Origin of the sequence: Serratia proteamaculans (genome assembly GCF_004684015.1) — a bacterium.
GTDB classification, from domain to species: domain Bacteria; phylum Pseudomonadota; class Gammaproteobacteria; order Enterobacterales; family Enterobacteriaceae; genus Serratia; species Serratia proteamaculans_F.
This window is the reverse complement of the sequence record NZ_SRIA01000017.1, coordinates 74753-90388: the sequence shown is the minus strand read 5'-3', so window position 1 is coordinate 90388 and position 15636 is coordinate 74753. Positions and strand designations below refer to the sequence as shown.

Annotated in this window: 10 protein-coding genes; 4 read left to right on the top strand and 6 right to left on the bottom strand. The window is 53.8% G+C overall.

What is annotated here, in order from left to right; genetic code table 11:
- Positions 1–12: 12 nt before the first annotated feature.
- From E5C26_RS13280 to nifJ, 4 genes are all read right to left on the bottom strand, one after another.
- Complete coding sequence (locus E5C26_RS13280) at positions 13–1692, bottom strand: bifunctional aspartate transaminase/aspartate 4-decarboxylase (RefSeq protein WP_135316747.1); 1680 nt, start codon at positions 1690–1692, stop codon at positions 13–15.
- Between the two features lie 85 nt (positions 1693–1777).
- Positions 1778–3463, bottom strand: a complete 1686-nt coding sequence (gene aspT / locus E5C26_RS13275) for an aspartate-alanine antiporter (protein WP_135316746.1) — start codon at positions 3461–3463, stop codon at positions 1778–1780.
- 39 nt (positions 3464–3502) lie between these two features.
- Positions 3503–5203, bottom strand: coding sequence for an aspartate-alanine antiporter (gene aspT, locus E5C26_RS13270; RefSeq protein WP_135316745.1), 1701 nt, complete (start codon positions 5201–5203; stop codon positions 3503–3505).
- A gap of 782 nt (positions 5204–5985) precedes the next feature.
- On the bottom strand, positions 5986–9519 hold the full coding sequence (gene nifJ, locus E5C26_RS13265; RefSeq protein ID WP_135316744.1) for a pyruvate:ferredoxin (flavodoxin) oxidoreductase: 3534 nt from the start codon (positions 9517–9519) through the stop codon (positions 5986–5988).
- 250 nt (positions 9520–9769) lie between these two features.
- On the opposite strand from nifJ, the gene E5C26_RS13260 reads away from it, so the two are divergent.
- Both E5C26_RS13260 and E5C26_RS13255 read left to right on the top strand, forming a co-directional pair.
- Positions 9770–10102, top strand: a complete 333-nt coding sequence (locus E5C26_RS13260) for an SMR family transporter (RefSeq protein ID WP_135316743.1) — start codon at positions 9770–9772, stop codon at positions 10100–10102.
- A gap of 435 nt (positions 10103–10537) precedes the next feature.
- On the top strand, positions 10538–10798 hold the full coding sequence (locus tag E5C26_RS13255) for a DUF333 domain-containing protein (protein ID WP_017892986.1): 261 nt from the start codon (positions 10538–10540) through the stop codon (positions 10796–10798).
- 42 nt (positions 10799–10840) lie between these two features.
- On the opposite strand, the gene hslJ is transcribed toward E5C26_RS13255, so the two are convergent.
- Complete coding sequence (gene hslJ, locus E5C26_RS13250) at positions 10841–11269, bottom strand: heat shock protein HslJ (RefSeq protein ID WP_135316742.1); 429 nt, start codon at positions 11267–11269, stop codon at positions 10841–10843.
- A gap of 21 nt (positions 11270–11290) precedes the next feature.
- Entirely contained in the window at positions 11291–12283 is a 993-nt protein-coding gene (locus E5C26_RS13245; RefSeq protein WP_135316741.1) for a 2-hydroxyacid dehydrogenase, read from the bottom strand.
- A gap of 545 nt (positions 12284–12828) precedes the next feature.
- On the opposite strand from E5C26_RS13245, the gene E5C26_RS13240 reads away from it, so the two are divergent.
- Positions 12829–15441, top strand: a complete 2613-nt coding sequence (locus tag E5C26_RS13240; RefSeq protein WP_135316740.1) for a YdbH family protein — start codon at positions 12829–12831, stop codon at positions 15439–15441.
- Positions 15438–15635, top strand: coding sequence for a YnbE family lipoprotein (locus tag E5C26_RS13235; protein ID WP_135316739.1), 198 nt, complete (start codon positions 15438–15440; stop codon positions 15633–15635). Before E5C26_RS13240 ends, E5C26_RS13235 begins: the two co-directional genes overlap by 4 nt.
- Position 15636: the final 1 nt, after the last annotated feature.

The window sequence follows — 15636 nt, the reverse complement described above, 5'->3', positions numbered from 1 at the left end:
TAATGGGGCCGCTTATTTTTTTTTGCCTTTGGACGTGGTGGCAGCGCGTCCCTTCGTATTGCCAGCTGCATTTTTAGCCGCTTTAGCCGCAGGTGTCGACGCCTTGGTTCCGGTGGCACTTAAAAACTTCTCATAATATTCCAATGCCAGTTTACGTATTGCTCTACCGATATTGGCATAATCGTATTCATTCAGGTTAGCCAGGGATACGCGCCATGATGGGTGTGGCGTGCCGAAACCTTTGCCTGGCAGCAAAATCACACCGGTTTCCTCGGCGAGTCGGAACAAGACCTCGTTAGGTTTCATCTGCCCCATCATCCATTTCACATAGTCGGCACCGTACATTTCACCGGCCAGTTCCTCGAGATCCAGCAGATGGTAGTAGCGCACCGAATTGGGATCGTAGGGCATCGGCAGACCCAGCTCACGGTACAGCACCTCTTTGCGGCGCAGTACGATCCGTTTCATTTCATTCTTGTATGCATCCGGTTCATCCATCAGACAGAATAGTGAGAACAGAGTCATCTGTGCCTGTACCGGGGTGGAAAGGCCGGCAGTATGATTCAGCGCCACGGTGCGGCTGTCAGCGACCAGTCGATCAATAAACTTGAGGCTGCGTGGGGCAGTGGTAATTGATGAATACCGGTGATCCAGCTGTTTCTTTTTGGTCTCTGGTAAAGCGGCAATGGTGGCATCGATGATATTGTCTTCATGTGTCGCCACGATCCCCATACGCCAGCCCGTTGCGCCAAAGTATTTGGAGAACGAGTACACCAGGATGGTGTTGTAAGGGCAGATAGCAAACAGTGATACGAAATTATCAGCAAACGTAGCGTAGACATCATCCGTAAGGATGATCAGATCCGGCCTTTTTTTCACGATGTCGGCAATATACCGCAGCGTATCGTCATCAATTTTAACGGACGGTGGGTTACTCGGATTGACCAGGAAGAATGCTTTAATTTTCGGGTCGAGCAACTTATCCAGTTCTTGGTGGGTAAACTGCCATTTGTTGGACTGCGGCGCATCGATATGGATAGTTTTCAGGTTGTAATCGCTGAGTTCGGGGATCTCAATATAGGGGGTGAAAATGGGCATCCCCAGGGCAATGGTATCGCCCTCGCTGATCACATGGTTGGCTTTCAGACTGGCAAATAAATAGGTCATCGCCGCCGTGCCGCCTTCCAGTGCATACATGTCAAACTTGCCGACGAACGGGTAGGTGCCGATCATTTCTTTGTGGATGTATTTGTTGACGATAACTTCACTTAACCTCAGCATTCTGTCAGGCACCGGATAATTACAGCCCAGAATGGCCTCGCACATCTCATAAATGAAGTCACCGGCATTCAACCCCATTTGATCCCGAACATAGGACACGGCGGCCTCGATAAAACGAACTCCCGGGACGCTTTCGTGCTGTTTGGCAAACAGTTCGAATCTCGCCTCTATCCCTTCGCGCTGGGGGAAGCCTCCAACATGCTCCATGTACATATAGGAACGCTCAGCTTCGGTTATCGCAAACAGGCCAAACTGAAAAAAACCATGTCGCGGAGTCGTCGCCAAAAAATTGGGGTTCCCACGGCCTGCGTTTAACATTAACTGATTGCTTTGTACCGCCTGCTGCATTAAGGCATCTTTCAGTTCAAAAGGGCTCAACAGCGCAAGCTTTTCCGGGTCGCTAAAGTTCATTTCACTACTCCTTTAAGCATCATTGAATTGACAAAGAAAAATGCCCGCCCAGGCTGGGCGAGCCGGTATCTTGGCTACAGCGTCTTTAAACCAGGGCAACAATCAACGGCCCTAATAGCGTCAAAAATACATTGGCCAATGCATAGGTGATGGCGAAGGGGACGGTAGGTATGGTGTTTTCGGCCTTATCAAGGATCTCACCGAAAGCAGGGTTGGCGCTGCGAGTCCCACTCAATGCACCTGCAAAGATGGCCGTATTGTTGTAACGGAGCACATAGCGGCCAAAGAGCATGGTCAGAACCAAGGGTAATATCGTTACCACCACGCCAATAATCAGGATCTTAATACCCTGACTTTCAACGGTTTGTACCGCCTGCAGACCTGATGAGATCCCAACTACCACCACAAAAGCCGCCAAGCCGAGATCTTTTAGGATCTGTATCGCGCCTGAGGGCATGTAACCAAAAGACTGTCTGCGAGAACGGAACCAACCAAACAACAATCCGGACAACAGCGCACCGCCGCCGCTACCCAGTGTCAGGGGAATCGAGCCGACTTTTGCCGTCAGCAGCCCCAGCATCAAACCCACCACCAGACCTGCGCCCATGTAGACAAAGTCCGTTTTGGCGCTGGGCACGATAGTGTGACCAATCTGCTCAATCACACGTTTCACATCATGTTCAGCGCCAAAAATGGTAACCACATCGCCCAGCGACAGGACGATATCCGGATCCAGTCCTAACGCTTTGCCTTGCCGTGAAATTTGCGAAACGTATACGCCATGTTTGACGTCACGCGCCACCGCGTCACGAATATCGCCAAATGAGCGTTTGTCGAGTAACTTGTTAGTTATTACTACATCCCGCCGCTGCATGGTCAGTTCCATGCCTTCCACATCATGCAACTCTTTGCCCAATTGCCCAGCCACCGTGACCACCGCCGGGCGTTTGCCGACCACCAGGATGATATCTCCCGGTAACAGTTGCATGTCTGGGCTAGGTTCAAGCACTTGCTTATCGCGTTTCACTCGTTCAATGGTGATAGTCACCGCGGTTGTCTGCTCAAGTGTCTGAACGGTGGTTGAGGTATTCGCAGGCAACTGAAATATTCTGCCTACCAGATCGGGGGCTGCGGCCTCCTGGCCCGGGCCATAGACCTGCACACCTGCTTGCATTGCGCTTTCCGCTTTCAATGCATCTTCTTTAATGCTGCGACCCATAAACTTTGGCAGGAGATTCACGCACACCAAGATGGCGCCCAGTGAACCAAACACGTAGGTAACTGCATAACCAACGGCCACATTACCCTGAAGTCGCTGAACCTCATCGGCAGCCAGGCCCAGCTTGGTGATGGCATCGCCTGCCGTACCGATAATGGCTGACTGCGTCAAAGCACCTGCCGCCACGCCTGCCGCCAGGCCTTTATCAAGGCCGAACATCCTGGCCAGTACCACCACCGTGATCAAGCCGGTTATCGCCAGCACTGCCGCCAGGATAATTTCCTTAATGGACTGTTTACCCAATGATCTAAAAAAGTCCGGCCCGCTCTCATAGCCCACGGCGTAGATAAACAGCGCGAACATTACCGACTTCACCCCGGGATCAATCTGCACCCCAACCTGACTGACCAGTACTGCCACCAGCAGTGAACCCGCCACACCACCTAGCTGAAACTTGCCAAACTTGATCTTGCCGAGGTAATAACCCGCAGCAATAGATAAGAACAATGCAATTTCGGGCGACTTATGGAACAAATCGTGTAACCAGGTCATGGATCCACCCTCAGTGAATTAGATAAAAAAGTCTGGCAGTTAACCCGGCTGCAACGAACTGGCCAGCCCGACAATCAACGGCCCCATTAATGGCAGAACAACATTGGATATTGCGTAGGTGATCGTGTAACCCAGAAGCGGTGTGGAGTTTCCACAGGCATTCTGGATGGCACTTAAAGCAGGGGTACTGCACTGTTGCCCGGCAATCGCCCCCAATAACACCGGGGCACTGAGCTTGAGCCATAAGTGACCGACCAGCAGCGACACCATTGCCGGCACAATCGCAATGGCCACGCCCAGCAAGGGCAGGGTTAATCCATATTGCTTGATCAACGTCAGTGCCTGTGGACCAGAGGAGAGCCCGACCGCAGCAATAAATCCTGCCAGGCCGAGATCCTTCAGGAGTGCCAGCGCATCAGCATTAACCGAATGCAGATCCGCGCGACGAGCGTGATACCAGCCCAGCACCAGACCCACAATCAGCACACCGCCGCCGGTGCCGGCCGAAAAGGGAATGCCGCCAATTTTAAGGGTGAAACTGCCAAGCCACGTGCCCAATGCAATGGCCAGCCCGGCAATACCAAGATTGCTGGCCAACTTGTCTGGCATCAGTTTGCCAATGGTGCTGAGTGAGGTGGGGAAAGCCCGCTTTCCGGCAGGATTGGCATCGTAGATCTGCAGGATGTCGTTCAATTGTAATAGGGTCGCAGGCAGCGCGGGGAGAATGGCATCTCCTCTGCGAATCGCAGACACGTGCACACCGGTAGGCAGTTTCAACGCCTGCAACTGTATGTTGGCCATGGCCGGAGCCAACAGTACGACATCATAGGTTTCCAGTGCTAACGTCAGGGCGTTGGTATCGGTCAGTTCGCTGCCCAAGGCTGCCGCTGCCTCAATCAGCGATCCGCGATAACCCACCACCAGCACTTGATCACCCCGATGCAGTTTGAGTGTCGGAGAAAGTGTTAGCGTACGGTCAAAGCGCTGTACACGCACAATACTGCAGTGCTGGCCCAGCCGTTGTTGCATTGCTGCAACATTAAAACCTGCCCCTGCATCTACCCGATAAGCGCGTCCTACCACGGTAGGGGCCGCTGCGATGCCTTCGTTTTCGACTCTCCCGCCCATCTGCACCCAGAGTTTTTCGGCCTCGTCTCGCAGATTGACGCGCAGTAGCAATGGAAAAAGTTGGCTGGTGACGATCACTATGGTGATCAGACCGCAAATATAAGTGATGGAGTAGGCCGTCACCACGTTACCTTGCAGTCGGGAGATTTCGCTAGCCGGAAGGGCAAGACGTGAAATTGCATCGGTCGCGGTACCTACGACCGCGGATTCGGTGGCGGCACCCGCCATCATGCCTGCGGCAGTGCCTGGATCCAGATGCAAAACCGCGGTTGTCGCCAAAACCAGGGACAGCACTACGACCACTTCAATCAGACAGAACACCCCTAACTGGATGCCCTTTGCATTGAGGTTGGCAAAAAATTGCGGACCACCGCTGTAACCCAGAGCAAAGATGAACAACATGAAAAACACGTTCTTGACGTCTGCAGCAACCTGGATATTCAGTTGACCAATTAACAGCGCGACAATCAGTGTGCCGCAGACGCCACCGAGTTGGATCGATCCCAGCCGGATCTGGCCAATGGCATAACCGATCGTCAGTGCCAGAAATATTGCCAGCCCAGGGACAGTCTGTAACGCCTGCGTGATGACGGTGAGCAAAGAACTAAACATTTAACATCCTAGGTTAGTTAACGTAAGAGTAAAATATTAAGGGATGCGTCCTTTGCGATGGTCGTAAGATAAAGCGCTTACGGATACAGATGAAATGTAGTAGACAATTTCAGCAATAGACAAAAAATTAAATTCGTTATGTTGGGGATCTCTTCGCCGCACGGCTATCCGTGGTTATGATTTACTGAATTTGGTTACCTGAATGGATCTCAGAACAATGCAAGTTCAGTGCTGAGTTAAAACACGGAGCCGCACAGCCGGCTTTGGAAGGGATATCATGCCAGCCAGGGTGCTCTGCTGATGTGCAGAGCATCGTCTGAAGGGGACTCAGGATGGGGCGCGGATGTGTTCGGAAACGTAGCGTATTGATTTTAAGAATTTTATTATTTATGCGAAATTAATACCCACTTAAAATATATGGTTTTATATTTGAATGCCAATTCGGGACGTCAAATCCAACTTTGGTCATGCTAATGAAAATAATTTAATCCCCCTGACTAAGGGAGGTATTTACTGACAGTGATTATCACTCTACATTCTGTTCTATGGTGCGGTGGTACAGGTGCTATTTACTTTGCGGATACGAAAATTGAAATTGTTGGCATAGGGGAGTCTCACTTTTAAATAAAAAGCCACACCTGTTCATTGGCCAATAAAAAATCCATAGGCATACAAGCATCCGGCCCTATTGAAGGGCACCAGCAAACTGCCGTGAGACTTTTTATGGACAAAAGCATTGATACTCTTGGAAGCGGGGCGCAAACCGGTCGCGCCCCGATGAGTTACTCGGCGGAGGATTTTTCCCCTTTGCCGGCCAGCAGGCTGAGGAAGTCGTACTTCTCCTTCAGTTCTTTCTCTGCGGCCTGATACAGCGCGCTGGCAACCTCCGGCTGCTGTGAGTTCAGGCGGCGGAAGCGCTGTTCTTTCAGCAGCGTTTCGGTCAGGTTGCTGTTTGGCGGCCGGGAGTCCAGCGCCAGAGCAGGTTTGCCCTCATCGGCGCGACGTGGATCGAAGCGGTACAGCGGCCAGAAACCGGTGGCGGTCAACTGCTTCATCTGGTCGTGACTGAGCGCCAGATCGTAGCCGTGCTCTTCGCAGGGGCTGTAGGCGATAATCAGTGATGGGCCCGGATAGGCCTCGGCTTCCTGAATCGCTTTCACCGTCTGGTTGAGCTGCGCACCTAGCGAGATTTGTGCCACGTACACATGGCCGTACATCATCATGCTGACGCCCAGATCCTTACGCGCCTTGCGCTTGCCGTGCTCACCAAACTTGGTGACGGCGCCCAGCGGGGTAGCTTTCGACTGTTGGCCACCGGTGTTGGAGTAGCACTGGGTATCCAGCACCAGCACGTTGACGTTCTCGGTCAGGCTAAGGACGTGATCCAACCCACCGAACCCGATGTCGTAAGCCCAGCCATCACCACCAATCAGCCAGATGGACTTATCCACCAGATAATCGGCGTCGGTCGCCAGTTGGCGCGCGTCGTTACCTTCAATTTTCGCCAACAGGCTGCGCAGTTCAGCAATCTGCTGGCGGCGCGGTTCCGGTGCGATATCCTCCCTCTGCAGGGCATTAACCAAGGGGGGCGGCAACTGCGGTGCCAGCGTGTTCAACAGGCGCAATACGCGGCTGCGGTGCTGGTCAACCGTCAGGCGGAAGCCCAGACCGAATTCGGCGTTGTCCTCAAACAGCGAGTTGGCCCAGGCTGGGCCACGCCCTTCGGCATTGGTGGTATAAGGCGTTGTAGGCAGGTTGCCCCCGTAAATGGATGAGCAACCGGTGGCATTGGCAATCAGCAGCCGGTCGCCATAAAGCTGGGTCAACAGCTTGATGTACGGTGTTTCGCCGCAGCCGGAACAGGCGCCTGAGTATTCGAACAACGGCGAAATCAACTGAGAGGTGCGAATATCGATTCGCTCTAGCTGCGCCGGGTCGATCTCCGGCAGTTGCAGGAAGAAGTCGTAGTGCTCTTTTTCCACTGCCAGATGCTCTAGCCGTGGCGCCATGTTGATGGCCTTGATGTCCGGATCCTGGCGGTCTTTCGCCGGACACACCTCAACGCACAGGTTGCAACCGGTACAGTCTTCCGGGGCCACCTGCAGGACATATTTCTGGCCGCGCATATCGCGCGCTTTTACATCCAGCGATTGCAGTGAGGCAGGGGCATGTTCCATCGCCTCCGGCTGAACCACTTTGGCGCGAATGGCGGAGTGCGGACAGGCGGCAACGCAGTGGTTGCACTGGGTACACAGATCCGGCTTCCAGATGGGGATCGCCTCGGCGATATTGCGCTTTTCCCACTGAGTGGTGCCTACTGGCCAGGTGCCGTCTGGCGGGAAGGCAGACACTGGCAGTGCATCGCCCAATCCGGCCAGCATTGCGGCGGTGACGGTTTTGACAAAATCAGGTGCGGCGTCGGAAACCACCGGCGGGCGCATGGGGCTGCTGTCGTCTATCGGCTGCAGTGGGATCTCAATCAGTGCATCGAGCGTAGCGGCCAGTGCCTGCCAGTTGCGTTCAACAATATCCTGGCCTTTGCTGCTGTAGCTGCGGGCGATGGCGTCGTGCAATTGCTGCAGTGCCACATCGCCCGGCAAGATTTGGGTCAGGTGGAAAAACGCCATCTGCATCACGGTATTGATGCGCGCGCCAAGTCGGCATTCCCGTGCCAGTTTGGCGGCGTTGATGATATAAAATCGTGCCTGGCGCTGTTGCAGCACCGCCTGCACTTCCTGCGGCAGCCGCGACCAGGCTTCTTCAGCACCGTACGGGGTATTGAGCAGGAAAATGCCGCCGGGCTTCAGGCGCTCGGCCATCTGGTAGGTATCGATAAACTGCAATTGGTGACAGCCGACAAAGTCAGCGCGACTGACCAGATAGGCCGAGTTAATCGGCTGCTCGCTGACGCGCAGATGCGACACCGTCAGGCCACCGGCCTTTTTCGAGTCGTAGACAAAATAGCCCTGTGCGTACAGCGGCGTGCTGTTGCCGATGATTTTGATGTTGTTTTTGGTGGCAGAAACCGAGCCGTCACTGCCCAGACCGTAGAATAACGCCTCCAGCGAAGCGCGCTGCGGCAGGGTCTCTTCACTGAGCGGCAGGGAAAGGCCGGTCACATCGTCGAAAATACCGACGGTAAAACGCGGGCGCGGTTTGTCCAGCGCCAGTTCGTTAAATACCGCCAACGCGCAGTCTGGCCCGAACTCTTTCGAGGACAACCCATAACGGCCACCGATCACCATTGGCATGCTGGCGCGTTCACCCCGGCTGAAGGCTTCGGCCAGCGAGGTCATTACGTCCAGATACAGCGGTTCCGCCAGCGCACCTGGCTCTTTGGTGCGATCCAGTACGGCGATTTTCGTTGCGGTTTCCGGCAGCACGCTGAGCAGGTATTGCGCGGAAAAGGGCCGGAACAGCCTTACTTTCAGTACGCCGACTTTTTCACCGCGAGTCAGCAGGGCGTCGATCGCTTCTTCGCAGGTCCCGATCGCGGACCCCATCAGGATCACTACGCGTTCGGCCTGCGGATGGCCATAATATTCAAAAGGCTGATATGCCCGGCCGGTGATCTGGGCAAACTTGTCCATCGCATCAATCACGTGCTGGCCGGCACCGTCGTACCAGGGATTGGTGGCCTCACGCGACTGGAAGTAGGTATCCGGGTTGGCGGAGGTGCCACGCACCACGGGATGGTCCGGCGACAGCGCGCGGCTGCGGTGCGCGTCAATCGCCTCCTGCGGCAGCATCTGGCGCAGGGCATCGTCGCTCAGCGGGACGATCTTGTTGATTTCATGCGAGGTGCGGAAACCATCAAAAAAGTGAATAAACGGCAGACGACTGTGGAGGCTCGCCGTTTGAGAAATCAACGCAAAGTCCTGTGCTTCCTGCACGTTACTGGCGCACAGCATGGCACAGCCGGTCTGGCGTACCGCCATCACGTCGGAATGGTCACCGAAAATCGACAATGCATGGGTGGCGATGGTGCGGGCGGCAACGTGCAGGACAAAGGGTGTCAGTTCACCGGCCAGTTTGTACAGCGTCGGGATCATCAACAGCAGGCCCTGCGACGAGGTAAATGAGGTCGACAGTGCGCCGGTTTGCAATGCACCGTGCACGGTTGCGATCGCACCGCCTTCCGACTGCATTTCCACCACTCGCGGTACGTCGCCCCAGATATTCTGACGGCCGTCGCCAGACCAGGCATCTGCCTGTTCCGCCATGGTCGAACTGGGAGTAATCGGGTAGATGGCAATCACTTCGCTGGCGCGATAGGCGACGGAAGCGACTGCATTATTACCATCTGTAGTAATCATCGACTTTACCTTTCATTGCTCAAAAAGCTGCAAAAGTCGCCTCTTGCAGTAATTAACAAAGTCTAGCAGAGGGATATATTGGCCCTTTATCGCATTTGTGTGGCGGTGGCAAAATCGACCAGAGTTACTGTAAGTTGATATTTCCCGAATTAAAATCACGCCGTAAAGAGGAATTGTCATGGTTGTTTAACGACAATTTATTTCTGGCACGTCATACTGTCGAACAGGTGAACTTAAGGAAGAAAAAACGATGAGCGGATTTATGTATTTAGCCATGGCGATTGTGGCGGAAGTGGTTGCTACCACCATGTTGAAAGCCTCTGAGGGCTTTACTCGCCTGTGGCCGTCGCTGGTGGTGGTGGTCGGTTACGCGGTCGCTTTTTGGGGGCTGTCGATGGTGGTTAAAACCATGCCTCTGGGCATTGTTTACGCTATCTGGTCCGGTATGGGCATTGTTCTGGTGTCAATTGCGGCGGTATTTGTTTATCAGCAAAAACTGGATCTGCCGGCAGTTTTCGGTATGGGGTTAATTATTGCCGGTGTGTTGGTGATTAATTTGTTGTCGAAAACGGCCGCGCATTGATTGTTATTTAAAAGTAAAAATAGCCAGCGTGACATTCAGTGACGCTGGCTGAAAGCCTCAGTAATAATAACTGAAAATAATGAATCAGTTATATCCATCCAGTAACAAAGTCGGCGCTGTTTTTTTACTATTGTCTGACAACTCCCAGTCCGTCCATTGCTCCCAAACCCCACCTTCAAACCTGTCGTCACTCTTGTCGCCCAGACCGCACGGTGGCCGCTCCGTGAGTTGCGTGAAAGCCCAGATGACCCCAAGAATGATCACAACGTTCAAATAAACCCCAAATAATTGCAGGAATATATTTTCATTATTTATATATCAGGCTAGATTAAATAGGTTTGCATCAAAGATAACGAAACGTGTCCGCATAAAGTGACGCGAGTTATCGGCAATGGCGATTTTACACAGCGTAATCCCGGGTTCAGGAGTGGAATAATGACGACATCAAAATGGTTGCTGGCCGGCGCCGTATTGCTTTTGGCCGCATGCAGCAGCAAAAATGAAGAGCCAGTACAGCAGGGCAACAGCGCCAGAATCAATACCTTACAGACCAGCGCGAACTGCGCCAGCGTGGGCGGTACTACTACCGTGACGCACAATTTAAACGGCGAGGCGGTAAGAATGTGCCAGATGCCGAACGGCAAGCAATGCGAAGAATGGACTCTGGGTCAGGGAGCTTGCTCAACCGCCGGTTAAGCAGGAAAGAACACCAGGCCGCCAGGGCCTGGTGAACAGGCGTTACTGCACCCAGTCTCGCAGGGTATAGATCAGGACATGGCCGCTGCCGCTCAGTGTTAATTTCTGAGCGCTAAGGGTAACTTTTGCCCCTTTGCCCAGCACATCGCCAATCAGCCAGTCCCATTGGTTGAGCTGCGGATCAGAGCAGGCCATGCGGGTCGAAGCCAGCCCTGGCACCGTCAACACGCCGTCCTGCAACTGGCCGCCACCAAAGAAGTGGTTACACATGGCGCCGGAAACGTGCATTTTCTCACCGAACTCAAGGTTGGGTCCGTTGCCGGGGCGCGACTTCACCGCCACGCCATCGACGCTTTGCAACGCAAAATTATGATGCAACAGGTCGCTTTCTGTCACCGTTTTACCGTTCTGGCTCATGCCACACCCCGCTAACAGCAACGCCGTTAACGCCACTGAGATGGACTTCTTCATCGACTTTCCTTGTTAAAAATATCAGGCATTGATCTGATTAGGGCAGTTCTCACCCTGTTCCAATTGGTGGACGTTTTTCAGCGTGGTTTCCGAAATGCTGGTCAGCGCCTCTTCAGTCAGGAAAGCCTGATGACCGGTAAACAACACGTTGTGACAGGCTGACAGACGACGGAAGATATCGTCCTGGATCACGTCATTGGATTTGTCTTCGAAGAACAGGTCGCGTTCATTCTCATACACATCCATTCCCAGCGCGCCGATTTTCTGCTGCTTTAAGGCATCAATGGCTGCCGAGGAGTCAATCAGTGCGCCACGGCTGGTGTTGATAATCATCACGCCGTTTTTCATCAGGGTGAAAGCATCACTGTCCAGCAGGTGGTGGTTTTCCGGCGTCAACGGGCAGTGCAGGGTGATTACGTCGGACTGCGCGTACAGCGTTTTCAGATCGACATATTCGGCACCCATCTCCAGCGCTTGTTCGCTTGGGTAGGGATCATAAGCCAATAGCTTCATGCCAAACCCTTTCAGGATCCGCATGGTGGCGATGCCAATTTTACCGGTGCCAATCACCCCGGCAGTGCGGTTATGCATATTGAAGCCGATCAACCCCTCGAGCGAGAAGTTGGCATCGCGGGTGCGCTGATAGGCGCGGTGAATACGACGATTCAGGCACATCATCATACCCACGGCGTGTTCAGCGACTGCTTCCGGTGAATAGGCCGGTACGCGGACCACTTTGATGCCTAATTCTTTGGCGGCATCCAGATCCACATTATTGAAGCCCGCACAGCGCAGGGCCAGGATTTCAACCCCCAGCGCCGCCAGTTCTTCAAGGACTTCACGGCTGCCGTCGTCATTAACGAAGATACAGATGGCTTTGCAACCGGCAGCGTTTTTGGCGGTTTTTTTACTGAGCAGGAAGTCAAAAAACTCCAGCTCGTAGCCAAACTGCTGATTCACCAGTTCGAGATATTTACGGTCATACTGTTTAGTGCTGTATATCGCCAATTTCATCGTGGTTTCTCCAGCGTCATTTTTGTGATCAATTTAACAGATTTTAGTAAATTCTACAATTGGTTAGCCGGTTTCGGTAACGCTAAAAAGGGGTAACAGCTATCGCTCGAAGCGATATCAATTAAGGGTAGCTGGCGACGCCGGAGTATGACGGATATTCGTGGTGGACGGACTGGAAAGGTGATGGGGGCAAGGCTTTCGGCCAGAGCAAAAAAAATCCCCACGGGGGTGGGGAATGGCTTCTCTAGTATAGTTAGCTAGCAGCTGACTTTTGTTAGAATGCTTGCAAGACTATTAATGATCAAATGCAACGACAATAACAAAAGTCTGAAACAGGTCATATTCATGTGATGAATATGTAACTAAAGCTTACAGCATCCGCAGCAATGGCTATAAAAGCCCCGGTACAAGGCATCTTCTTCGGTCTCAGCTTCACCCTATGTCAAATTCATGCCATCATTATTACCAATTCAGGCATAGACTTAGCCTAAATGGTCTTTGGCCCGGGTAAAGGGCGCCTAACTCAGGAATGAAACAATCATTTAATGACTAAGCGATTGAAAGTATTCATAGGGATTGTGGTGAGTGTGCTGATCCTGCTGGTGGCGCTGTGGCAAACTCTGCCGCGCTGGCTGCCGCGTGTGCTCTCGCACTGGTTGCCGCAGGGCAGCCAGTTGGTTTTGCAGGGCAAACCACAGTGGCGACAGGGAGCCTTGCAGGTGGATGGTGCCCGCTTTTTAGCGCAGGATTGTTTACTTGCCACGGTTGGTCCGACCCGATTGGCTTATCAGCAGGGCCGCTGGCAACTGATCAGCGACAAACTGCATATCGATACTGCATGTTTATCAAAATTGCCTGCCGGTGATGCCAACAGTGCCCCCCTGGCGCTGGATCAACTGCAAAAACAACTGCCGCTGCTTGATGTCACCATCAAGGACCTCTCGGTGCTGCCATGGCAATACTATGCCGGTAAACTGCAGGTACATGCCACTGCAGAAGGCCAGAGCCTGCAATATCAGGGCCCCAATATCAGCGTTGATGCGCTGCTGGATCAACATCAGCAACTTACCCTGAACAGCCTGACGCTCAAGGCGCCAAACAGCCCGCAACCGCTGCATCTGACCGGCAAGATTAGCATTCCACTGGATTTGGACAGCATGCCGACGCAAGGCGCACTGCAGGGCGAACTGCAGACTGCTTATCTGGAAAAACCTTTGCTGGTGGATATGCGCTGGCAACAGCAGCAGGGGGTGATGACGCTGACGGAAAAGGGGGCAGATAAACCCCTGGCCACCTTGCCGTGGGAAATCAATCCACAGCAGGTCAGTATCAAGCAGGGCGAGTGGCGCTGGCCGTACAGTCAGCAACCGCTTAACGGCGGGTTAAGCATCGCGCTGCATGACTGGAGCAAAGGCTTTGATGAAGCCCAGATCAGCGCCCGTTTAAATGTGATCACCGACGGCCACAACGGCAAAGGCAACGCGGTGTTGACGCTGGGGCCGGGTAAGGTCGGGCTGACTGACAGCGACTTACGCTTCCAACTGACGGGTCAGGCGAATCTGGCCGACTTTTCCATGACCGCTTCCATCCCCGGCATCATCAGCGGCACTATTCTTAACCCGACGCTGGTGTTGCAGTCAGGATCACTGCTGCGCCTGTGGGGCAATGCCACGCCAGAGATGAAGCTGGAAGAGGCGCGGTTACCGTTGGCCGGCGTGAAGGTCACCGCTGGCGGCATCACCGGCCGCCTGCAGGCGATCATTAATGCCAGCGACAGCTACTGGGGCCGCTTTAAGCTGCATCTGGATGGCAAGGCCCAAGATTTTTGGCCGGACCACGGCAACTGGCAATGGCGCTACTGGGGTAACGGCCAGTTACCGCCGCTACAGGCCGCCTGGGACGTCGCCGGCAACGGCAGTTGGCAAGATACCACCCTGGTTCTTGACCGCCTTTCCACAGGTTTTGATCAATTGAAGTACAGCATGGTGACGGTTGACGCGCCGCGTCTCAGCCTCAGCCAACCGCTGCGTTGGCAGCGTGACCAGCAGGCCCCAGCGTTCAATGGCGAGGTGCAACTGGTTTCAGGCAAGGTCAGCTTCACCAATGGGGGGTACCTGCCGGCCCCGGTGCTGGCGTTGCAGCTCAAGGGCACAACGCCGGACAGCTTCCAGCTGCAGGGTAAGCTGCAGGCGGAACACATTGGGCCGATAGCGCTGCGGGGCCGCTGGGACGGCGAGCGTTTGCGTGGGGAAGGCTGGTGGCCGAAGCAATCGATGAAAGTGTTCCAACCCTTGATTTCACCCGATCTGAATATCAAACTGCGCGACGGCGAGTTTTATGCCCAGTCGGCCTTTTCTGCTGCCCGGGTACAGGGTTTTGAGGCCGGTGGCCACTGGGTGGTGAAAAACGGCGGCATGTGGCTGAAAGACGGCGAGATGAGTGGCCTGGACTTTGTCATGTCCTACCGACTGAAAAATCATCTCTGGCAGTTGGGGGCCAAAAAGCCGGTGATGTTACGTATCAAGTCGTTTAGTAACCTGTTTGAAATGCAGAATATTACCGCCGATCTGCAGGGGACTTACCCTTATAGCGAACAGGCACCGCTGACGCTGAGCAACGTTGGTATGGATGCATTAAACGGCCATATCAGCCTGTCGGCGCTGCGTATGCCACAACATGACGCCGCTGTGTTGAAACTGGATAAAGTTGATCTCAGCGCCTTGTTTACCGCGTTGAAGCCCAAACAGTTCGCCATGTCCGGGCGGGTAGACGGCGAACTACCGCTGTATCTCAATCATCCCAAGTGGCTGGTACGCAACGGTTGGATCGCCAACTCGGGCATGCTGACGCTGCGGCTGGACAAGGACATGGCCGATGCCATCGGCAGTAATAATCTGGCGACCGGTGCGGCAATCGACTGGTTGCGTTATATGGAGATTAACCGCTCGAAAGCCAGGGTGGATCTCGACAACCTCGGTGAGCTGACGCTGAAGGCGCGTATTGATGGGGTTAATCCGCAAAAAAGTGCCAAACGAGAAGTTATCCTGAACTATAGCCATCAGGAAAACGTGTTTCAGCTTTGGCGCAGCCTGCGCTTTGGCGACAATTTACAGGAGTGGCTGGAACAGGCCCTCTCAAAACCTGGGGAACAACCATGAAAATCATCAGCGGACCCTTGCTGGTCGCCGTGCTGGGGACGTCTATGTTGAGTGGCTGCGTGCCGCGCATAGAGGTCGCGACGCCTAAAGATCCGATCACCATCAATATGAACGTGAAGATCGAACATGAAATCCACATCAAAGTGGATAAAGACGTTGAAAATCTGCTGAAAGACCAAAGCGGACTGTTCTAGG